Raw genomic sequence first — 22,418 nt, 5'->3', positions numbered from 1 at the left:
ATCTTGTTTTATTTTACGATGTTCAAAGTCGATTTTAAGCTTCCATATAGACTTCGATTGGGGCACAGGTACAAATTAGGTTTCGGTCTCCATAGGCATCATCTACACGTCTTACACTAGGCCAAAATTTATTGTTTTTTACATAGTCTAGAGGATAAGCTGCTGTATTTCGGGAATATGGAAAATACCACTCATTGGCTGTTAGCATCTCTAAAGTATGTGGCGCATTTTTAAGCACATTATTGTCATCGTCTTTAGAAGCATTATCAATTTCTTTTCGAATGGAAATCATGGCATCACAAAATCTGTCCATTTCAGCCTTACTTTCGCTTTCGGTAGGTTCAATCATTAATGTGCCAGCGACAGGAAACGATACGGTTGGCGCATGAAATCCATAATCCATCAAACGTTTTGCAATATCAGTCACTTCAATGCCGCTCACCTTAAAAGCTCTGCAATCTACTATCATTTCATGGGCAGCTCGTCCGTTTTCACCAGAGTATAAAGTATCGAAATAACCTTCCAGTCGGCGTTTGATGTAATTAGCGTTTAATATCGCAATTTTAGTCGCTTGTGTTAAGCCTTCGGCACCAAGCATTTTTATATACCCATAAGAGATTAAACACACTAAAGCAGATCCAAAAGGTGCTGCTGAAATGGCCGTTATTGCTTTTACTCCGCCTACTTTTTTAATAGGATTACCCGGTAAAAAAGGGGCCAATTGTTTGGCTACACATATAGGGCCAACACCTGGGCCACCACCACCATGGGGAATGGCAAAGGTTTTATGTAGGTTTAAGTGGCACACGTCCGCACCAATATTTCCAGGATTTGTTAATCCGACTTGCGCATTCATATTGGCACCATCCATATACACTTGGCCACCATGATCATGAATAATTTTGGTGATATCTTTTATCGCAGACTCGTAAACTCCATGTGTAGATGGGTAAGTAACCATTAAACATGATAGATTATCTTTATGAAGTTCTGCTTTTTCGCGTAAGTCGTCAACATCTATATTGCCTTCTGGAGTTGATTTTGTAACCACAACCCGCATGCCAGCCATTACGGCACTTGCCGGATTTGTACCATGGGCAGATGACGGAATCAAACAAATATTTCTATGATGATCCCCTCTAGATTCGTGATAGGCTTTTATGACCATCAATCCTGCAAACTCACCTTGTGCACCAGAATTTGGTTGTAATGATGTAGCAGCAAAACCAGTAATTTCGGTTAGTTGGTCTTCCAATTCTTTTAAAACCGTTAAATACCCTTGCGCTTGTTTTGATGGCGCAAATGGGTGAATATTGGTCCATTTAAACCAACTTAATGGCAACATTTCTGAAGCAGCATTTAATTTCATAGTGCAAGACCCTAATGAAATCATGGAATGGTTCAGTGATAAATCTTTACGTTCTAATAACTTTATATAACGCATCAATTCTGTTTCAGAATGATAGGTATTAAATACATCTAGCGTTAAAAAATCGGATTGACGTTGTAAGGCTTCAGCAATATTATTGGCTTCGGTAATGGATGAAATTATAATTGTTTCTTTTTTTGCAGCTTCAGCAAATATTGAAATTAGATAATTAATATCTCTTATGGCCGTCGTTTCATTTATGGAAATAGTAACGGTTTCACTATCTGGGTAATAAAGATTCACCTTTTTTTCTTTAGCGATTTTCTTTATTTTTTTAGCATTGGTTTTTATTTGAAGCGTATCAAAATAAGACGTGTTAATTTGATTGTAACCTAATTTTTCCAAAGCTTTTGCCAAAGTGGTCGCTTTGTTGTGAATTTTGTCCGCAATAAATTTCAAGCCTTTCGGACCATGATAAACCGCATACATACTTGCCATAACCGCCAACAACACTTGCGCTGTACAAATATTCGACGTGGCTTTGTCACGTTTAATATGTTGCTCTCTAGTTTGCAGTGCCATACGCAAAGCTCTGTTGCCATCAATATCTTTTGTAACGCCAATGATACGTCCAGGTAAATCACGTTTATAAGCGTCTTTAGTTGCGAAATAAGCTGCGTGAGGCCCGCCATAACCCATAGGGATTCCGAAACGTTGGGTGGTACCTAATACAACATCCGCTCCAAATTTTCCGGGAGCTTCCAGTTTAATTAAACTTAAAATATCGGCAGCTACTGCGACTTTAATTTGAGCATTTTGAGCTTTGCTTATAAAGGTTTTAATATCCGTAACTTGTCCGTCTTTGCCAGGATATTGTAAGATAGCCCCAAAAAATTCCGAAGAAAAATCAAAAGTAGCTTCGTTACCAACAATCAGTTTTATACCAATAGGAATGGCTCTGGTTTCAAGTAACGAAAGCGTTTGTGGCAATATATTTTCTGAAACAAAAAATTTATTTACTCCAGCTTTTTTTTGATCACGTTCACGAACAGCAAATAGCAAGCTCATGGCTTCGGCAGCAGCGGTACTTTCATCAAGCAACGATGCATTGGCGATTTCCATACCTGTTAAATCCGTAATCATGGTTTGGAAATTAAGCAACGCTTCCAATCTTCCTTGTGCAATTTCAGCTTGATAAGGCGTATAGGCTGTGTACCAACCTGGATTTTCTAATATATTTCTTTGTATAACGGCAGGCAGAATGGTTGGGTGATAGCCTAAACCAATATAGGTTTTGTAAGCTTTATTTTTTTTAGATAATTCATGGATATGAAGCAAATAGTCGTGCTCGGTCATGGGAGCATCTAAATGCAACGCTTTTTTTAATCGTATATCACTTGGAACGGTTTCATTAATGAGTTGGTCTAAAGAGTCTACTCCAATGGTTTTCAACATTTGGATTTGGTCATTTTCATTCGGACCAATATGACGCAGGGCAAAAGCGTTTGTATTCATATAAATTGATAGAATTAAGGGGCAAAATTACGCAATTAATGATGCCTATTTCAGTGCTTAAAATGAAAGTTTTTAACCATTTGAATACGTTATTAACACTTTACTTATTTTTGTAAGATGACCATGTTAAAAAAGCTTTTTGATTTTTACATAAATAGTAGTATCCATGTGGCATTATCTGTTTTTTCACTCACATGGATTACACTATTGGAATACGATATTCCTTATGATACAGATGTTCTTTATTTTGTTTTTTTTTCATCTATAACGGGCTATAATTTTGTAAAGTATTTTGGGATATCCAAATTTCACATAAGGTTGGCAACCTGGTTAAAAGCCATTCAAGTGTTTTCGTTTTTTAGTTTTTTAATGTTGTGTTATTATATACTTAAATTAAATACGGCTAGCTTGCTTTGTATTGTTGGGTTCGGACTTGTAACGTTCTTTTACACTATGCCTTTTTTGCCAACACGATTTTTTATAGAAAATCAGTATAACCTAAGGCGTATAAGTGGCTTAAAAGTGTACTTTATTGCTTTCGTTTGGAGTGGCGTGACCGTTTTTCTACCATTAATAAACAATGATCGTTCTATAGATGGGGATGTTGTAATAACCAGTATTCAGCGGTTTCTTTTTGTCATCGTTTTAATGTTGCCATTTGAAATAAGGGATTTGCAATATGATAGTTTAAAATTGGCCACCATTCCGCAGAAAATAGGCGTGCGGTGGACTAAAATTATCGGTGCATTACTTTTAATATGTTTTTGTTTTTTAGAATTTTTTAAAAATAACGTCACATTAAATTACCTCATTGTTTTATTTGCGATTGCTTTAATAACGATGCTATTTGTAATTGTTTCTAAAAAGAATCAGGGGATATACTATAGCTCTTTTTTTGTAGAAGGATTGCCAATCTTATGGTTGATAATGCTATTGTTTTTGAATTATTTTAACTGATCTTTTAAGGCTTTTTCAAATTCTAGTTTCATAGCTTCTTTGCACTTTTTATCCAAACATTCAACTTTAGCTTTATGAATCGTCGTGGACAGCTTTTTATTGTTTTTTGAATATTTTCTACAAGTTTTACAATAGATTAAATGAATGTAGAGCTTTAATTTTTCCCAAAGAGACGCTTCTTTATATTGGGATTTATCGCAAACATGATGAGCTTCATTGCAAGGAACCATAATTTTCATTTTTTTACTCATAATTAAAACCAATTTTTTTCTAAGCAACTTGCCATAGCAGTTCTAGCACGGTGAATTATAACCCAAAGGTTAGACGGATTGATGTTCAATTCTTTACAAATATCCTCAGTTTCATAGCCTTCAATGGTTTTCATTCTAAAAACTTCGGCTTGTTTTTCGGGTAATTTGCTTAGGCAATCAAAAATGGCATCGCCAAGTTCGCTATTCTGCATGAGGTCTTCGGCAGTTTTATCAAACGGGTCTGCAACACGTTCTTCAAGCCAATCGCCTTCGCTTTCATCATCATTATAGGTGATTCTAACTTCAGCTTTCCCTTTGTTGGAATTTATTTTTCGGTAGTGGTCTATTATTTTTCTTTTTAAAATGGAAATAAGCCAAGTGCGTTCGCTGGCTTCACCCTTAAAATTCTTCATGGATTTTAACCCAGCCAAAAACGTGTCTTGCACCAAATCTTGCGCCATATCCCTGTCACTTACACGTGTGATGGTGTAATTGAATAGGTAATCGGAATATAAATCAATCCATTTATTTGGATTTAATTGATGTTCTGGCATTGCAGTGCGATTTTTTTGGTAATCAAAAATAAGGTAAAAATTTTATATTCTTTATCATCTAATAGTCTAACAATCTAAGTAGTCTAATTATCTAACAATCTAAATTAAATCAACCCTGCCCGTTTCAACAAGGCCTCGGGTTTTGGTTCTTGTCCTCTAAAACGTTTGTAAAGCACCATCGGGTCTTCTGTGCCGCCTTGCGATAACACGTGGTCTTTAAATTTGGTTGCTACATCTTTATTGAAAATACCTGATTCTTGGAAGTATTCAAAAGCATCAGCATCTAACACTTCTGCCCATTTATAGCTGTAATAGCCAGACGAATAGCCACCCTGAAAAATATGGGAAAACGAGGTGCTCATACAATTTTCAGCAACATCTGGAAACAATTGTGTGCCAGCAAACGCTTTATTTTCAAATTCCTTTACAGATTTTATAGATTCGGGCGATTCGCCACCGTGCCAACTCATATCCAATAAACCAAAACTTATTTGACGTAAGGTTTGCATGCCTTGTAAAAAGGTAGCCGATTCTTTTATTTTTTCAACCAAATCCATCGGGATCACTTCGCCAGTTTCATAATGTTTGGCAAATAACTCTAAAGCGTCTTTTTCGTAACACCAGTTTTCCATAATCTGACTAGGTAATTCCACAAAATCCCAATACACACTGGTGCCAGATAAACTAGGGTAGGTGGTGTTGGCCAACATGCCATGTAAGGCGTGACCAAATTCATGGAACAGCGTAGTCACTTCATTAAAAGTTAAAAGCGATGGTTTACTTTTCCCTGCCTTCGCAGGGATGGGCTTGGTAAAGTTGCAAACTATGGAAATATGTGGTCTTTCAACATTTCCGTTCTTAACATATTGATGTTTATAAGAAGTCATCCATGCGCCATTCCGTTTTCCCGCCCTTGGGAAAAAATCAGCGTAAAAAATGGCAATAAACTCATCATTGCTGTTTGTAACTTTATAAGTCAGAACATCTTCATGGTATTTGTCAATAGTCTGTATTTCTTCAAAATGCAGATCGAACAATGTATTGGCAACAGTGAAAGCGCCGTTTATGACGTTTTCCAGTTTGAAAAAAGGTTTCAGTTGTTCATCATCAAGACTGAATAATTTTTGTTTTAATTTTTCAGAATAATAAGTGCCGTCCCATTTTTCAAATTGTTCAATACCATCTAATTCTTTGGCAAAATCTTGTAGATTTTTAAACTCTTTTTCAGCAGCCGGTTTTGCTTTTACAAGTAATTCATTTAAAAAATCCTTAACTTTTTCTGGCGTCTTTGCCATACGTTCTTCCAATACAAAATGTGCATGAGTTTTGTAGCCTAACAGATTGGCGCGTTCGTGTCTTAGCGTTGCAATTTGTAAAACAATGTTTTGATTATCTAAATCGTCATTATGAAATCCTTTTTTTCCAGCAGCAATCGTTATTTTTTTACGAAGCTTTCTATTATCGGCATAGGTTACAAAAGGTATATAGCTTGGATAATCCAATGTGAATAGCCAACCATCTTTTTCTTTGGATTCTGCCAATTGCTTTGCGGCTTCAATCGTGCCTTCTGGAAGTCCTGATAAATCCTTTTCATCAGTAATTAACATGTCGAACTTATTGGTTTCTGCTAAAACATTTTCGCCGAATTTTAATTTTAACTGACTTAATTTTTTGTCAATTTCTCGTAATTTTTCTTTTTTGTCGTCAGGTAAATTAGCACCGTTTCTTGAAAAACTTTTATACTTTTTATCAAGAAGTGTTTGTTGTTCGGTTGTTAAATGTAATGTGTCTTTTGAATCGTAAACAGATTTTACACGTTTAAAAAGGGCTTCATTTAAAGTAATATCATTACTGAATTCCGATAAAAGCGGTGATACGTCTTGGGCTATTTTTTGGATGGTATCGTTTGTTTCGGCGGAATTCAAATTAAAGAAAATACTGGAAATCCTATCCAATTGCTCCCCCGAAAACTCTAAAGCTTCTATAGTGTTTTTAAAAGTTGGATCTTCAGGAGTATTTACAATCGCATCAATTTCAACTTTAGCATTTTCAATAGCTTTTTTAAAGGCAGGAAGAAAGTCATTATTGCTAATCTTTGAAAAAGGAGCTGTATTATATAGAGTTTGGTAATTTTTTAATAATATATTTTCCATTTCGATAAAAAGTGTGTTAAAAAATAAAATTTATTATGTATGCATAATAAATTTTTTATATTTTTGTAGTCTAAATTAGTTTTTAAAGAGTGACTAACTCAAATAATTACTTGATAGTAACCTCGAATTTAATTATTCGAGGTTTTTTATTTTAAGTCTTTAGCCGATGTATTCACAGCCTCTTTTAGTGCGTTTTTATAGTCAATCACTTTGTTTAAAATGTCTGGATTGGAAGTTCCTAAAATTTGGGAGGCTAAAATACCTGCATTTTTAGCACCATTCAAAGCCACAGTCGCCACTGGCACACCTCCTGGCATTTGAAGAATGGAAAGTACAGAATCCCAGCCATCAATAGAATTACTACTTTTTATGGGTACACCAATTACAGGAAGCGGTGATAACGACGCAATCATACCTGGTAAATGGGCTGCGCCACCTGCACCAGCAATGATAACCGAAAAACCTCTTGTGTGGGCATTTTTGCCATAGTCAAATAATTTTTCAGGTGTTCTGTGTGCCGAAACAATATCAACTTCTACATCAATATTAAAATCTTTTAAAATATCAATTGCGTCTTGCATCACTGGCAAATCGCTTTTGCTTCCCATGATTACTCCTACTTTATTCATAAAATTCCAAATTTAAAATTCCAAATACCAACTTTCGCATTAATTTGAAATAATTGGAATTTGGTTCTTGTTTTTTGCGATTTATTCACTTATAACTTTAATAGTATTTTTAACTTGTTCTGCAATTTTTCTTGCTTCTCTTAAATCTTTATTTACAATAGTTACATGTCCCATTTTTCTAAACGGACGGGTTTGTTTTTTACCATAAATATGCGGTGTCACACCATCCATTTTCATAATGGCTTCAATATGCTCATAAACAACATCGCCAGAATAACCTTCAGCACCCACTAAATTCACCATAACACCACCAACTTTACTCTCGGTTCTTCCTAGAGGCAAATTTAAAATAGCACGTATATGTTGTTCAAATTGCGAAGTATAACTTGATTCTATGGTATGATGTCCCGAATTGTGGGGTCTAGGAGCAACTTCGTTTATTAAAATTTGGTCGTCTTGGGTTTGGAACATTTCCACTGCCAATAAACCAACATGATTAAATGCTTGTGATGTTTTTAAGGCAATATCCGTTGCTTTTTTTGAAACCTCATCAGAAATCCGAGCAGGACAAATAACATATTCTACTTGGTTGGCTTCAGGATGAAATTCCATTTCTACAACAGGATATGTTTTGGTCTCGCCTGAAGCATTGCGAGCAACGATAACCGCCAATTCATTTTTAAAAGGCACCAATGTTTCAGTAATACATTCCACATTTGGTAAGTTTTCTAAATCCGTCATGGATCTTACAATTTTCACGCCTGTGCCATCATATCCAAATTGAGCACGTTTCCATACGAAAGGGAAAGATAAACTTTCATGGTCAAGGGCTTCTGTAATTTCAGAAGTAAACGCAAAACGCGAAAATGACGCTGTAGGTAAATCATGGTCAATATAAAACAATTTTTGTGTTGCTTTATTTTGAATGGTTCGCAATGTTTTTGATGCTGGATATACTTTTACGCCTTTTTTTTCTAAATCTTCCAGTGCATCTACATTAACGTTTTCAATTTCAATGGTAAGTACATCAACTTGTTTTCCGAAGTTATAAACGGCATCATAATTCATGAGATCACCCAAATGAAATTCATTGCATGCCATTTTACAAGGGGCATCATTGTTAGCCTCTAAAATACAGGTATATATGTCAAATTTTCTGGTATCGTAAAGCAGCATTTTTCCTAATTGTCCGCCACCAAGAATACCAAGTTTAAAATTTGAAGAAAAATAATTCATACATTGTTTTTAATTGAAACTATCCAAAGGATACGCAAAAATACATTTAATATCCTAAATCATAAATCAAAAAATGGGTATTCGTTAATCTATTGATTATCTTTGCCTCTTTAAAATTCAAAACAGGTGATAAATCTTCACAACAAACAGTTTAAGCCTTTTATTTCTTCCGAAGAAATTCAAAACTCCATAAGTAATATGGTTGATAGGATATCTAAAGATGCAGGAAACGACATTCCAGTATTTGTTGGGATATTGAATGGATCGTTTATGTTTGTAAGCGATTTTGTAAAAAAGTATCCAAAACCTTGTGAAGTTACCTTCATAAAATTGGCATCTTATGAAGGTGTTAGATCTACAGAAGATATTCAGCGTTTGATAGGTCTTACTCAGAATTTAGCAGGACGTACCGTAGTTGTTTTAGAAGACATTATTGATACCGGAAACACATTGGCGGAAGTACATAGAATTTTTAAAAATGAAAACGTAAAATCACTTAAAATCGCCACACTTTTTTACAAGCCAGAAGCCTATAAAAAAGATTTTAAAATACATTATATAGGAATGAAAATCCCAAATAAATTCATAGTTGGCTATGGTTTGGATTATGACGGATTAGGAAGAAATTTACCAGAAATATATCAAATAAAAGAAACACAATTCATGACAAATTTAGTATTATTTGGCCCTCCAGGAGCAGGAAAAGGAACGCAAGCAGAATTTTTAAAAACAAAATATAATTTAGTACACATTTCTACTGGCGACGTTTTTAGATTTAATATTAAAAATGAAACTGCTTTGGGAATGTTGGCCAAATCTTATATGAATAAAGGCGAGTTGGTTCCAGACCAAGTAACTATTGATATGCTTGAAGCCGAAGTAGAAAAAAATGCCTCTGCAAACGGTTTTATTTTTGATGGTTTTCCGCGTACTAATGCACAAGCAGAAGCTTTGGATAAATTATTGGAAAGTAAAGACTCCTCAATCAGTGCCATGGTTGCTTTAGAAGTTGAAGACGATATTTTAGTGAAACGTTTGGTAGAACGAGGAAAAACGAGTGGAAGACCCGACGATGCCGATGAAACTATTATAAGAAACCGAATTACAGAATATTATAATAAAACGGCTATTTTAAAGGATTACTATTCCGCTCAAAATAAATATTTTGGCGTTGATGGTGTTGGCAGTATTGAAGATATTACGGTTCGTTTAAGTAAAGTTATAGATAACCTTTAGTTTGGGTGATTTGTTTAAAAGTTTAATCGTGTAATTGTGTATTTACATTCATTTGAAAAACTGAACATTTGGAAAGAATCAATTGATTTGGTTGAATTAATCTATGAAGCCACAAATAAATTTCCAAATGAAGAAAAATTCGGAATGATAAGTCAAATGAGAAGATCATCCGTTTCAATTTCTTCAAATATAGCAGAAGGTACTTCAAGAATAACCAATAAAGATAAAGCTCACTATTCAACCATTGCATTTAGTTCAACTATGGAATTATTATGTCAAGTAATTATTCCAAATCGATTAAATTATATTAGTGAAGCAGAGTATTTACTCTTAAGGGAGCGGATCTTGAAAGTTTCTAATATGATTAATGCGCTCAAAAAATCGCAGCTAAACGATTAAACAATTAAACGATTAAACAATTAAACTCATTTCATGACAGAGGGAAATTTTGTTGATTATGTAAAAATGTTTGTTACTTCAGGAAATGGAGGCAAAGGTTCTGCGCATTTACACCGCGAAAAATTTATAGAAAAAGGAGGGCCCGATGGTGGTGATGGTGGTCGTGGTGGTCATGTGATTCTTCGTGGTAATTCAAATCTTTGGACTTTATTACATCTTAAATTCAAAAAACATATTAGAGCAGGTCATGGGGAACATGGGGGCAAAAGTAGAAGTACAGGTGCCGATGGGGAGGATTTTTATGTAGACGTGCCTTTAGGAACAGTAGTCAGAGATACCGAAACCGATGATATTATTTTTGAAATCACCGAGCATGGTGAAGAAAAAATCATTGCGGAAGGCGGGAAAGGCGGACTTGGTAACTGGAATTTTAGAACATCGACCAATCAAACACCACGTTATGCACAACCCGGTATGCCACATGAGGAAAAGCATATCACTCTAGAATTAAAAGTATTGGCAGATGTTGGTTTGGTAGGTTTTCCTAATGCTGGTAAATCAACCTTGTTATCTGTTATTACTTCTGCAAAACCAAAAATAGCGGATTACGAATTCACCACATTGAAACCTAATTTGGGAATTGTGGAATATCGTGATTTTCAAACCTTTGTTATGGCCGATATTCCCGGAATTATTGAAGGTGCTGCGGAAGGCAAAGGCTTAGGGCATTATTTTTTAAGACATATTGAACGGAACTCTATTTTATTGTTTTTAATCCCAGCCGATGCCCAGGACATTAAAAAACAATATGATATTCTACTCGATGAACTTCGTAGGTACAATCCAGAAATGTTGGATAAAGATCGCTTGATTGCTATTTCAAAATGCGATATGTTGGATGACGAATTAAAAGCAGAACTCAAAGAAGAGTTGGATAACGAGTTGCCAATTCCATTTTTGTTTATTTCTTCGGTTGCGCAGCAGGGAATCACACAGCTTAAAGATGTTTTATGGAAAATGTTGAATGGTTAATATTTAACGTTTACTTCTTTCTTCCATCCAAAGCACAAAAAGCTTTATTACGGAATAATTTTTCATTAACTTTAATAAAAAATTACTCCAAATGAAACGATACTTATTAATTGGAATGACATTATTTATGATGTCCTGTGCACCCATTCGTGTGAATTACGATTATGAAAGAGGCACGGATTTTACCAAATACAAAACCTATCAATATTATGGCGATATGGAAACGGGTTTGAGTGAATTGGACACCAAGCGCCTTTTGGATGCGATTGATTTAAAAATGAAAGAAAAAGGGTTTAGCATATCTGAAAACCCCGATTTTTTGATTGATATAAAAAGCAATGAATATAAAGAGGTACAACGTAATAATGTGGGCGTTGGTTTAGGCGGCGGTGGCGGCAACATGGGTGGTGGTGTTTCTATAGGGTTGCCTATTGGTCAAGCCAATGCGAATCGTCAGATTATTATTGATTTTGTTGATGAAAAAGGTAAAGGTCTTTTTTGGGAAGCCATCAGTGAATCTGTTTTTACGCCAAATGCAACACCAGAAAAACGGGAAGCACAATTACAGGCAGTCACCGAAAAAGTATTGGCACAATATCCACCAAAGCCATAATTTTATAATTATCATAACATATTAAATTCTACTATTGATTTTTCATTTTGTAGCTTTACAAAAAGCAAAATAATAATGAATTCAATACAAAATAAAGTAGCTCTTATAACGGGAGGTACTAAAGGCATCGGTTACGGAATCGCAGAATCTTTAATGAAAGAAGGTGTTCATGTAGCCATTACTAGTAGAAGTGCATCGTCTGCCGAACAAGTCGCCAATGAACTTAATTCCAATTCAAAAACAGAAGCCAAGGCGATTGGTATTCTTGCAGATGTAAGGGATTTTGAAAGTCATCAACATGCCGTTAAAACGGTTTTAAAACACTTTAATCAACTCGATATTGTTGTTGCCAATGCAGGTTTAGCACATTTCGTCAGCCTTGAAGATATGACATTGGAGCAATGGCAAGAAACGATTGATACCAATTTAACAGGTGTGTTTTATTCAATAAAATCGAGTGTTGAAGCCTTAAAAAATTCTAAAGGGTATTTTATAAGTATTTCAAGTTTAGCTGGCACGAATTTCTTTGCCAAAGGGTCTGCTTATAATGCCAGTAAATTTGGCGTTACAGGATTTACACAAGCTGTAATGTTGGATTTGCGTAAATACGATATTAAAGTCAGTACCATCATGCCAGGATCTGTGGCGACACACTTTAACGGACATACACCCGATGATAATGACGCTTGGAAAATCCAAAAAGAAGATATTGGCGAGTTGGTAGTTGATTTAATTAAAATGAACCCAAGAACCTTACCAAGTAAAATTGAAGTTAGACCCACGATGCCTCCGAGTTAGTTTTTAGAATATTAATTAACTTGTTTTTGAAATTTTAAGAAATTGTCATGTAGAGTATTTATGGAGCAGCGGAACAAATTTGATCGAGAAGCATAACAGCTTATGACGGTTCTCGATACAAAATTCTGAAAAAGAATTTTACTCTAACTGACATTCGATAACGATAAAATTTAAAAATAACTTATTAGATACAACTAGTTTTTAACCACTTTTTTACTGGCAATTAAAACATTGTTGGCGTAGAAATTTACTATATAAATCCCTTGGCTTAAATAACTAATGTCTATTTGCTGAGGTTCGTAATTAGAAATTGTAACCGTTTTTACTTTTTTCCCTTCCAAACTAATAAAGTCAACTTTTAAATCCGTGTTTAAAGAGTTTTCAATGTCAATGGTCACAAGACTATTGGATGGATTTGGGTATATGGAAATATTGAAATTATTAACTTCACTAGTTATATCTTCAATCCCTAGTGCGGAATTATCAATGCTCCAAGTAACGGTGTAAACATGAAAAGCATCATGATTATCAACTTTTAAAAATGGTGTAGCATCGGTGACGGCAACGGTTAACGTGTTTATTCCTGAAGTTAAGTTGGTTTCTGAAATGGTAATAGCATCAACGTTAACGGCAAATTCAGCTGTGTTTAGTGTCCAAGTGCTTTCTAAAGTATTCGGAATGGGATGTATTAAATCTAATTGAAAATCAGCGGGAAAAGTTGGATTGTTTATGGAGTTGGAAACCGGCGTATAAGAATCAATTGGCGATACCATGGAATGGATTTTTTCAATCATACCTTCTTTGCAAACCGAACAAAAAGTTTTGTCGATGCTTTCCATGATACAGTTTTGGTGCGGTTTATACCAATCGGCACAATTGCCCGTGACACAGGTGTATTGATAAACACCTACACCATTACTGCTTATCCAATTTTTCCATCTAACAGAGCTAGGATTGGTTTCTTGAGTCATATTTATGGCTTCGGCAGCTAAAATATCTCCGGGATAATATTCATCTTTTAAATTAAATAAAGAGTGTCCCAATTCGTGGATTATAACTCTACTGCCCCAAGAACCTTTATAAGCCATTGGGAACAAACCACCGCTTCCACCATATTCTAGTGAATTGACTAAAATTAAAGCTTGGTCGTATGTTGGGAAATTCGTGGCCAACACATTCATTATTTTTGCTTGGGTGTTATTGGAACTATAACCATCAATTTCATAGTAAAGTAGCCTGTGATTTCCAAAGGAATCATAAGTAGCATTGAAATACGTATCCACATTACGAATTGGGGACGCTGGTTCCGTAACATTTGTTGCGGTTCCTGGATGGTCTGCACCACTTTCGTTGGATGGTACTTTTATAATATACACGTTAAAATAATTGGCATATTCTTTAAAAGGAGATTGGTTGAACATCTCGGTCACAAAGTTTGTAGCGTCGGTTTTAAATTGTGCTAATTCACTAGCTTGGTAGCCTTCACTTAAAATGACTAGATTGATACGTTTGTCATCGTCTCCCGAAATTTTAATGGCTTCCACATCAAAAACTTGAGCATGTATGTATTGTAAACTAAAAAATAAAACGATGGGTAAAATATGTTTCATTTTCAATCCAGCTTTGTGGTGATTAATGGGCGACTATTTTGTAACGAATCTATAATGTCGCTAATGATTATGTACTTTGTTTTATCATGTAAAGCTAACCTTAATGACAGCGGCGCACGGTTTAACTCTATTTTTTTGCTTTCAAAGATAAGAGAATCATTAACGTATTCAATTATTTTCGATAAAGGGTTTTCTATAATAACCGTTTTAATTTCTATGGAATCCTTATCTAATTGAGTGCATTTTAAGTCGCCCACAGCACTCGTTTTAAGATATGTCTCGGTATTATTTTTTAGTTTCCCATCGGTAATTATTTTGTTTATAAATTGAATATGTTTGTTACCATTGGCATCTTTAGAAATGGTATAATTTAAAAAAATAAGTTTTGGAGGTATTGCCTCATTAATGGTTTCATTTACCTCTATGGTTTTTTTTGAAGCGCATGATATTTGTAATGCTAATAGTGCTATTAATAAAAGATATGGATGTGATTTTTTATACACAGTTTTGCCAAACGTATTTTAATTTATTTGTTTCATTGTTTTACAACCTAACTCAAACCAACTTTTAGATTCTTTTGATGGAAAACAACTTTTCCGTTGTATCCTTCTACTATTATTCCGATTTTACATTTTTCGGGAATACTTTTACCGAATTCTTTTTCTGCTACTTGAAATAGGTCAACTCTGTAGTCATTTAGCAAATGAAATGCAGTAGATAAAACCATTCCACGAGGGTCTTCACTTTCGTCTGCTAAATATTTTATTAAAGTGTGTTCTTCAAAAAGTGACCTTTGATCAGTCAATCCATCTAATTCATCATCAGCTTCAAATTCGTCTTCCACAATATCTGTTGGCATTCTTGGAATTTTATAAAATTCGGAAAGTTTTTCGAATGCAATCTCCGCTTTTTCAGTCAGAGTTTTTTCAGTCGATTCAATCTCAATAATTAAATCATTGAGTTTTTTATCTTTATTTATCCAATTATCTACCGGGTTTTTTTCCATATGTTTCCAACTCATTTCATCAAGGTAAAGTTAATCATAAAAAAAGAGGCTTTTAAGCCCCTTTTATGAAAATTTTATCCAGCAAGTAAATCCTTATACTTGTTTTTATAACTGTATAAAGCCATAAGGTTTAAAATAAAAACAGCGAATCCAGGGGCTATGCCTTCAGGATTTAAAGTGACGTGAAAAAGAATAATGTTTACAGAAACGCTCATTAAAATAAGCGCCATTAAAGCTCCATATTTATTTAATATTAAAGCTATACCAGCTAAAATTTCCACAATGGCAACTAAGGTTATCACTTTAGCCGACATTAAAGCGCCAAAATAAGCACCAGCTGCTTCAGACATGCCTTCTGGTGCTGGTAAAAAATTTAAAAATTTATTAAGTCCAAAAATAAGGACAAAAAGGCCTAAAATAATTCTAACTGCCACAAAAACTTTTGCATTCATAATGATATATTTATTAGTTGTAAGTTGAAATATAGTGAATTAATATTAAAATGTGATTCACTTTATCGAATCGACTTAATCCACTAACAAACGTACACCTTCACTATGACTACTAAATTCTGGAGCATACATGCTTTGAATGGTGGTGATGCCATTGCTCATATTGCCCGCATTATTTATTCTTAAATCGTATTCAAATATAAAAACACCTTTTGGTAAATAATCGAAAAAGAAGTTTGTCGACGCATCTTTCGTGCTTTCATAATACCCCAATCCATCTTGCCATTTGTATTGGGAAATCACATTTACAGGTTCCAATCCAGCTGCGCGCATGTCTTTCATATGAATAAATTCCATGGCTCTATCGCTTTGTAGTTCTATGCGAACCCTAACTAAATCACCGACTTTTAGATTGGTGCCATCCCGATAGCTATCGGGAGTGATTTCCGAAATTTGTTCACCAGTATCCGTATTCTTTTTAAGGAATAGCTTTTTCTTCAATTTAAGTGGTGTTTCTGCCGAAGTTATCTTATCTAAATCCTCAAAATATTGCCAATATAAACTGCCCCAAGCAATACCTTCTCCTTTTTTGGTCAGGGTCACGTCGGCCATGTTTGGTTTAATTTCTTGAGAACTCCATGACGTTTTATAATAGCCTGTTCCAGCTTCTATTTTAACATCTTCGAGTTTAGAAGGTTCTATTTTTTGTCCGCCTAAAACCACATCAACTGCATCAGTCACCGATAACCAATCGTTACCTTGTAGCAATAATGCATACACGGCTTCTGTAGTAGCTTTGGTGGTTTTCCATTGATTGGTCTGTTTGTTTTTAAGTAACCATATTTTTAAATTATCAATGGTTTTGTCCCGATAGCTATCGGGATCAATTTCGGCAAAAGCTTCAATCATCAACGCTTGCGTTTCAATAGGCGCTTGGTACCAATGCCAAGAAGGGGTGTTTTCTTTCCAATACATACCTAATTCTTCATTGCTCATACTGGTTTCTTTCAACGATTTTAAAATTTTAGCTGACGTTGATTTGTCATTCAATCGTTCAGAAACCAATGCCATGAGTCCTTTTGAATACAACGAACGACTCAACCAATATTTTTGGATTTGCGTTTGGTAATATTTGGTAATGTCTTCCACTTCTTTAGATTTTTTAACCTCAGGAAAGAAGCTTCGCATATATAAATAATGCAATTGTGTGTAACTTAAATGATCTTTGTTTAAATCGACTTTAGCATCGTATTTTCTAATGTCTTTATATTCTTTTACAAATTCATCGTCTAAATAGTTGATGGCTTTTTCAAGCATTTTTGATTCAGAAGAAGACCCTTCGATGGAGCCTGTCCTGAGCGAAGTCGAAGGGCTCAGGGTGACACCTAGTTTATTCAAATGTCCAAAACCGGTAATGATATGTTGGGTGATGTACCTGTTTTCTCGTCCGCCATTAAACCAAGCCCAAGCTCCATTGGATAGTTGATTGTTTTCAAGTTTACGCATAGCCGATTGCAATTCGTTATTCATTTTGTTCAAATCAAATAATAAAGCAATGCGTTTTTTCTGTTCAGTTTCACTTTGTGCATCACGCAACCAAGGTGTTTCTTGAATAAGAATAGATTTTAATTCTTCATTCTTTTCAAGATTGCTTATCAGCGCATCTTGAGACGCCCATTGATTAAACACTTCCTGAATTCTTGGATTTGAATTCGCTATATGACTCGCTAAGGCATTGGCATAATAACGCGAGAAGGTTTGCTCGTTGCAATCATACGGATATTCCATTAAATAAGGCAAGGCTTGTACCGCATACCACGCTGGATTGGAGGTGATTTCCAAGGTTAATTTATGGTTTTTAAGGCTTGTTGAGGTATTTGTTTTTAGCTTATCTAAAGTAAAAGTTCTAGTTTCGTTACTGCGAATCCACATAGGTAGAGTTTCGGTAACTAACATGCGGTTACTTAAAACAGGAAGCGCATTTTGTTCTCCATCACTAAAATCGCCAGATTGCGCCATGATTTTATATTGAACGGCATCTATATCATCAGGGATTGTTAGGTTCCAGGTGACTTGGGTGTTGCCTTTGGCATTAACAATAAAAGCCCCCTCTAACTCCCCCGAGGGGGGAGGACTGAGTAAGTTTGCGGTTATGTCTTTTCCTGTTATAGCATCGGTTAACATTAAAAAAGCTTGACCAGAAAGTTGTTTGTCCGTTAAATTGGCGATTTTTGTACTGATGCTTATTTGGTCGCCTTGACGTAAAAAACGAGGTGCATTTGGGATCACCATCAATTCTTTTTGCGTAACGGTTGTTAAGATTTTAGTCGCACTTTCTAAAGTTTTGGTATGAGCCAATAGTTGCAGTTTCCATTGGGTTAACGCTTCTGGTGTGGTGAAACTGAAAGTGACATTGCCGTCTTTGTCGGTTTGTAATTGCGGAAAAAAGAACGCAGTTTCTTGAAGGTTTTTACGAATTTGAACGGTGTCGAGGATTGGTTTTTCAGAAGTTTTAATTTCTTCATTCAATTTCATGTCCATCTCATCTTCAGCATTTAGTTGTTCTGAAACTACAGAAGAAACAGCACCTGTTAGGGAACTTTTTCTCATAGTTGCATAACCAACAGTTACAACTTCATCTAGATGTTGGGCATCTTCAACTAAAGAAATAATTAAACTATTGTTATTAGCAATATTAATTTCCTTAGAAACATATCCTATGTAGCTGAATTCTAATTTATCATTAGTATTTGCTTGAATTGAAAAATTGCCATCAAAATCTGTTGAAGTTCCTGTTGAAGTTCCTTTTATTAAAATAGTTACACCTGGCAATGGATTTCCGCTTTCATCAAAAACAGTTCCTGAAACAAATCCCTTTTTTATAGAATCATCATATTTAGATTCGGTTTTAAGTCTTAAAGATTTAATATAATTGTCATATTGCCATTTATTAAAATTAAAACTAAACCCAAACCAATCTAATTGGTCATAATATTGCTGTGGATAGTTAGTATTTGGATTCGGTTCATTATAAACCCTGAAATTTTTTGTTCCAAAACTTTGGTATGCATTCCTGCGATTGTTTGAATAATATGTGGGTTTGTTGATAGGATTAAAATCCCAAGTATGAGGTTTAAACTGGTCTAAAGAGGCATCGTACATGCTTGCTAATAATTCCGAAGATACTTTATCACCTTGTGGTCCTTTAATTTTAAAACTCCAAGTTTCATCGGTTCCGGGTTGTAATTTGTTACGGAATGTGGTAGTTTCAATATCCAAATCCGTTTTTGGATAAGGAACCATAATACCTTCTGCACCCGATTGAAAACTATTAAAGGCCGCAAAACTGTAATTGATTGCAAACCCACCAACATCGTCTGTGGTAATAGGAATACTAATGGTCTTTTTGTTATTATTTAATTGAATGATTTGAGTTTGAACGATCTTTTGGTTTTTTTCAATGGATACGGTGACTTTTAAATCCTCAGCAGCAGAAGCAAACGTAACCAAAGCGGTTTCTCCAACTTTATAAGTCGGCTTATTGGAGGTAACGCTAAATAGCTGATTATCGGCCATAGTTTTATCATCATCACTAAACAACATAGTTTTTATTTCATCTTTAACCACTTGTCCGAATTTGTCTTTGCTTTCCAAAGTGATGATGTATTGCCCAGATTCCCATTTTTTAATGTTTCCTAAAGGCAGTTCTTTGGATGTTTTGGTATCAAAGGGTTGTTCAAAAACTAAATCACCTTTTTTCCAATTGCTTGAATCGTGTTCATTGTTATAAGCATCATGTGGAAATAGATTTTTAAAAGCCTCTTCTGAAAAATCTTGATAATCTGGTGCCGCCCAAGGTCTGATTCGTAAAACGGACTTTGGTGCTTGTAATTTATATATTTTAATAACTCCAGTTGCAGGCACAAATTCACCATTAAGGTTTTTAGTATCGATGTGTATTTTTTGGTCTTTATCGTTTTTATCCAATTTATCAGCAATAGTCATAGTAGCCACTAAAGCATGGTATCCAACATTAACAATCGATGTGGCACTTCTAGTTTCACCATTTAAATCGGTCACATCCACCGTAATTTCATAATTGAAAATGGGTAAACTGCTTTTTTCAACGCTTTGGTCAGGGATGGCTTTAAAAACAATTTCAAATTCACCCTTTTCGTTAGTTATGCTTTCACCATGGGTGATTTCTTGTGGTTCACTATTAAACCAAGGGCGTGACCAAAAATACCATCGTGGATATTCCACTTTTCTATGTACACGGTACACCACTTTGGCATCGGTAATATTGCTTCCGGCGTAAGCCAAAGCTGTTCCTTTAATGCTTACGGAATCGTTGACTTTATAGGTTTCGGTAACAGGGTTAAATTTGGTTTCGAATTTCGGACGTTTGTATTCTTCAACAGAGAAATAATGTTCTGAGAAAAAATCTTCTTCATCACCATCAAATTCTATGTGATATTCTCCATTTAATCCAGAATTTGGTAATATAAATTCGCCTGAAACTGAGCCAAATTCATTGGTTTTAAATTCAAGTTCTCCAATTTCATCATCATTTACATCGTATAACGTGGCATAAACAGGTTCGTTTGCTACGACTTCCGATTTGAAATTATTAGGATTAGTTTTTATCGCAATAGCTTTAAAGTAAACGGTTTGGCCAGGACGGTAAATGCTTCTGTCTGTAAACAAAAAGGCTTTGTATTTGGTTTCCGCTTTTTCCCTTTTATAATATTGGCTTACATAATAATTGCCGAAATAAGCGGTATCGTTGCCATACTTCACTTTTATGTTCACATCTCTGTAACGGTCCTTGGTTTTCTCAATGTGGGTTTCGCCCAAATTATTTGTAGACAGGTTTTCATATTGAATGCTTCGGTTATTGTTTTCAGTAAAACTTAATTCTACTTCAGCGTTCACAATAGGTTTTCCGTTATTTCTATCAATAATTTGAAAGATTTTATGGTCTTCAGTTTCAGTTTCAACCAAGGCTAAATTGGTGACTTGAATGGTAGAAAAAGCAAATGTTTCATCATCTTTTTTTGTTGAAGCAAAAATTAGGTACGTGCCGTTGTTGAGTTTTGGGATAGCAATTTCAGTAGAGTGATTTTGAAAGTCATTTTCGTTTCGGAGTTTGCTTTCCCATTGATTAAAAGCATCCAGTTTTTTAATAAAAGCGAGTTGCTCTTCTTTTTGGTAAACTTTATTGAATTGTTCTAATTGGTTGCGTGTTAATTCGAATATTTTAAATTGAAGCGTATCTAAATTTTTATAACTGACCAATAAACGGGCATGCTGTTGAATTGGTAAAAAATGCTCGGTAGTAATTTCTAATGTTAGTTGTTCGATTTGTTGTTTTAAAATGGCGCATTTTTCAGCAGCTTTACTTTTTGGAAATTTTTCAATCACAGCATTGCAAATAGCTATGGCATCTTTTGCTTTCCAACGGATATCTTCGTTTATTTTTGGCTGATATTGTTGACTTTGCTGGTAATAGATAGAAGCAATTTCAAAATCATATAATCCTGAAACTTCGTGTTCTTTTAGTTTGTCTGATTCAAATTTTAAAGCTTGTAACAGTAAAGATTCCTTATCGTTAAAAATGCTAATTTCATTAACGAATTTTAAACGCTCTATATTCACATCCGCCAAAGCGAAAGGCTCTTTGTCTTTTAGATGAAATTGAATGATGTCTTGATAAATTTTTAAAGCATGCAACTGTAAAGACGTGGAATCCTGGGATTTTAATTCTAAACCAGAAAACGATAAAACATTACCTAAATACTGTGGATTATCAATTTCAAATTTATATGCAGGTTTGGTAATATGGGTTTCATTGGTTTTATAAAAACTCAACGCTTCATGATTTAAAAAATCAAATAACGTTGGTCGGTAAATTTTGGAGTCTTTTTGAAGATTTAAAATGGCATCAAATTGGGCTAAAGGCTCCAATTGAAGCATCAATCCGTTATGTAACGAGCTTTGATATTGTAGATGTATTTTATTAAAAAGCGTGTGTAAATCCCAAGTTCTAAAGTCCTCGGCATTTACTTTTTCCTCTGTTTTGGTTCTATTATAAAATTGATATCTATTTTGATTAAAATATTGCCAATATAAATTAGCGAGCATATTTTGTAATATGTTTTTTGTTGGGAATGCGCTAAGCTCAATTTGTTTCTTAAAATCGGTAATGATTTTTAATTGGGCATCTTCTTCTAAAACCAAGGCAAACTTGCTTTTATAAAGCATGGTTTTTATAAGTTGAGGTTCGTTGTTGTCTTTTGTTGCTTGTTTCTCTATATCCTCAACGATTTTTAAAGCCGATTTTGGTAGACCTTCTAATTCAAATTTTTCAACCTGGCTCCACAAATTCACATAATTTGGTGTTTGCGCTTGTGAAAAATTAGCTAGAAGGATTATTATTAATATAGATGTATATGTCTTCATGTTTCAAATTTTGCTACAAGTTACTTTCAAAAGTTATTCCAAAAAACAATAAATGTGGCAAAGTTATTGTTGGGTGAGTGAAGATAGCTATTTTAACAGTGAAGTGGCTGAATCAAATTTATCATTTCATTAATAATTTTTAATAA

At 34.6% G+C, this 22,418-nt stretch carries 17 protein-coding genes; 6 read left to right on the top strand and 11 right to left on the bottom strand.

Annotated elements, in window-relative coordinates:
- Positions 1–34: 34 nt before the first annotated feature.
- The gene (gcvP, locus tag CSW08_RS17815; RefSeq protein ID WP_106661274.1) at positions 35–2,884 is read right to left on the bottom strand and encodes an aminomethyl-transferring glycine dehydrogenase; all 2,850 of its coding nucleotides are present in this window, start codon (positions 2,882–2,884) and stop codon (positions 35–37) included.
- Between the two features lie 123 nt (positions 2,885–3,007).
- On the opposite strand from gcvP, the gene CSW08_RS17810 reads away from it, so the two are divergent.
- The gene (locus CSW08_RS17810) at positions 3,008–3,841 is read left to right on the top strand and encodes a UbiA prenyltransferase family protein (RefSeq protein ID WP_238987311.1); all 834 of its coding nucleotides are present in this window, start codon (positions 3,008–3,010) and stop codon (positions 3,839–3,841) included.
- Here the strand turns inward: CSW08_RS17810 and CSW08_RS17805 are convergent.
- From CSW08_RS17805 to CSW08_RS17785, 5 genes are all read right to left on the bottom strand, one after another.
- Positions 3,829–4,092: a hypothetical protein gene (locus tag CSW08_RS17805; protein ID WP_238987310.1), complete on the bottom strand. Its 264-nt coding sequence runs from the start codon at positions 4,090–4,092 to the stop codon at positions 3,829–3,831. The two genes, CSW08_RS17810 and CSW08_RS17805, sit on opposite strands and share 13 nt — an antisense overlap.
- 2 nt (positions 4,093–4,094) lie before the next feature.
- Entirely contained in the window at positions 4,095–4,646 is a 552-nt protein-coding gene (locus CSW08_RS17800; RefSeq protein WP_106661272.1) for a sigma-70 family RNA polymerase sigma factor, read from the bottom strand.
- A gap of 104 nt (positions 4,647–4,750) precedes the next feature.
- A complete protein-coding gene (locus CSW08_RS17795; protein ID WP_106661271.1) occupies positions 4,751–6,799 on the bottom strand; it encodes a M3 family metallopeptidase in 2,049 nt (682 codons plus the stop codon).
- Between the two features lie 146 nt (positions 6,800–6,945).
- A complete protein-coding gene (purE, locus tag CSW08_RS17790) occupies positions 6,946–7,428 on the bottom strand; it encodes a 5-(carboxyamino)imidazole ribonucleotide mutase (protein WP_106661270.1) in 483 nt (160 codons plus the stop codon).
- 81 nt (positions 7,429–7,509) lie between these two features.
- The gene (locus CSW08_RS17785; RefSeq protein WP_106661269.1) at positions 7,510–8,664 is read right to left on the bottom strand and encodes a 5-(carboxyamino)imidazole ribonucleotide synthase; all 1,155 of its coding nucleotides are present in this window, start codon (positions 8,662–8,664) and stop codon (positions 7,510–7,512) included.
- A gap of 126 nt (positions 8,665–8,790) precedes the next feature.
- Here CSW08_RS17785 and CSW08_RS17780 point away from each other — a divergent pair, with 126 nt between their 5' ends.
- The 5 genes from CSW08_RS17780 to CSW08_RS17760 all read left to right on the top strand — a co-directional run bounded on the left by CSW08_RS17780 (position 8,791) and on the right by CSW08_RS17760 (position 12,742).
- A complete protein-coding gene (locus CSW08_RS17780) occupies positions 8,791–9,900 on the top strand; it encodes an adenylate kinase (RefSeq protein ID WP_106661268.1) in 1,110 nt (369 codons plus the stop codon).
- 36 nt (positions 9,901–9,936) lie between these two features.
- Positions 9,937–10,299, top strand: a complete 363-nt coding sequence (locus CSW08_RS17775) for a four helix bundle protein (protein ID WP_106661267.1) — start codon at positions 9,937–9,939, stop codon at positions 10,297–10,299.
- Positions 10,300–10,332: 33 nt separating this feature from the next.
- The gene (gene obgE, locus CSW08_RS17770; RefSeq protein WP_106661266.1) at positions 10,333–11,331 is read left to right on the top strand and encodes a GTPase ObgE; all 999 of its coding nucleotides are present in this window, start codon (positions 10,333–10,335) and stop codon (positions 11,329–11,331) included.
- A gap of 91 nt (positions 11,332–11,422) precedes the next feature.
- Positions 11,423–11,944, top strand: a complete 522-nt coding sequence (locus CSW08_RS17765; RefSeq protein ID WP_106661265.1) for a DUF4136 domain-containing protein — start codon at positions 11,423–11,425, stop codon at positions 11,942–11,944.
- 75 nt (positions 11,945–12,019) lie between these two features.
- The gene (locus CSW08_RS17760) at positions 12,020–12,742 is read left to right on the top strand and encodes an SDR family oxidoreductase (protein ID WP_203226925.1); all 723 of its coding nucleotides are present in this window, start codon (positions 12,020–12,022) and stop codon (positions 12,740–12,742) included.
- A gap of 194 nt (positions 12,743–12,936) precedes the next feature.
- Here the strand turns inward: CSW08_RS17760 and CSW08_RS17755 are convergent, their stop codons facing one another.
- From CSW08_RS17755 to CSW08_RS17735, 5 genes are all read right to left on the bottom strand, one after another.
- Positions 12,937–14,352, bottom strand: coding sequence for a T9SS type A sorting domain-containing protein (locus CSW08_RS17755; RefSeq protein WP_106661264.1), 1,416 nt, complete (start codon positions 14,350–14,352; stop codon positions 12,937–12,939).
- A gap of 2 nt (positions 14,353–14,354) precedes the next feature.
- The gene (locus tag CSW08_RS17750) at positions 14,355–14,855 is read right to left on the bottom strand and encodes a hypothetical protein (RefSeq protein ID WP_106661263.1); all 501 of its coding nucleotides are present in this window, start codon (positions 14,853–14,855) and stop codon (positions 14,355–14,357) included.
- 47 nt (positions 14,856–14,902) lie between these two features.
- Positions 14,903–15,373, bottom strand: a complete 471-nt coding sequence (locus CSW08_RS17745) for a hypothetical protein (protein WP_106661262.1) — start codon at positions 15,371–15,373, stop codon at positions 14,903–14,905.
- A gap of 59 nt (positions 15,374–15,432) precedes the next feature.
- Entirely contained in the window at positions 15,433–15,810 is a 378-nt protein-coding gene (locus tag CSW08_RS17740) for a DoxX family membrane protein (protein ID WP_106661261.1), read from the bottom strand.
- Between the two features lie 75 nt (positions 15,811–15,885).
- On the bottom strand, positions 15,886–22,272 hold the full coding sequence (locus CSW08_RS17735; RefSeq protein ID WP_203226924.1) for an alpha-2-macroglobulin family protein: 6,387 nt from the start codon (positions 22,270–22,272) through the stop codon (positions 15,886–15,888).
- Between the last annotated feature and the right edge of the window lie 146 nt (positions 22,273–22,418).

The organism is Confluentibacter flavum, assembly GCF_002843175.1.
Classification (GTDB): domain Bacteria; phylum Bacteroidota; class Bacteroidia; order Flavobacteriales; family Flavobacteriaceae; genus Confluentibacter; species Confluentibacter flavum.
The sequence above is the reverse complement of the archived record's forward strand: the minus strand, read 5'-3'. Positions and strand labels throughout refer to the sequence as shown.

Bases quoted from the DNA above. Each gene is read 5' to 3' on its own strand.
- CSW08_RS17740 (WP_106661261.1), bottom strand. From the start codon at position 15,810: ATGAATGCAAAAGTTTTTGTGGCAGTTAGAATTATTTTAGGCCTTTTT.
- CSW08_RS17745 (WP_106661262.1), bottom strand. From the start codon at position 15,373: ATGAGTTGGAAACATATGGAAAAAAACCCGGTAGATAATTGGATAAAT.
- CSW08_RS17810 (WP_238987311.1), top strand. From the start codon at position 3,008: ATGTTAAAAAAGCTTTTTGATTTTTACATAAATAGTAGTATCCATGTG.
- CSW08_RS17785 (WP_106661269.1), bottom strand. From the start codon at position 8,664: ATGAATTATTTTTCTTCAAATTTTAAACTTGGTATTCTTGGTGGCGGA.
- CSW08_RS17765 (WP_106661265.1), top strand. From the start codon at position 11,423: ATGAAACGATACTTATTAATTGGAATGACATTATTTATGATGTCCTGT.
- gcvP (WP_106661274.1), bottom strand. From the start codon at position 2,884: ATGAATACAAACGCTTTTGCCCTGCGTCATATTGGTCCGAATGAAAAT.
- CSW08_RS17800 (WP_106661272.1), bottom strand. From the start codon at position 4,646: ATGCCAGAACATCAATTAAATCCAAATAAATGGATTGATTTATATTCC.
- CSW08_RS17760 (WP_203226925.1), top strand. From the start codon at position 12,020: ATGAATTCAATACAAAATAAAGTAGCTCTTATAACGGGAGGTACTAAA.
- purE (WP_106661270.1), bottom strand. From the start codon at position 7,428: ATGAATAAAGTAGGAGTAATCATGGGAAGCAAAAGCGATTTGCCAGTG.
- CSW08_RS17735 (WP_203226924.1), bottom strand. From the start codon at position 22,272: ATGAAGACATATACATCTATATTAATAATAATCCTTCTAGCTAATTTT.
- obgE (WP_106661266.1), top strand. From the start codon at position 10,333: ATGACAGAGGGAAATTTTGTTGATTATGTAAAAATGTTTGTTACTTCA.
- CSW08_RS17805 (WP_238987310.1), bottom strand. From the start codon at position 4,092: ATGAGTAAAAAAATGAAAATTATGGTTCCTTGCAATGAAGCTCATCAT.
- CSW08_RS17795 (WP_106661271.1), bottom strand. From the start codon at position 6,799: ATGGAAAATATATTATTAAAAAATTACCAAACTCTATATAATACAGCT.
- CSW08_RS17755 (WP_106661264.1), bottom strand. From the start codon at position 14,352: ATGAAACATATTTTACCCATCGTTTTATTTTTTAGTTTACAATACATA.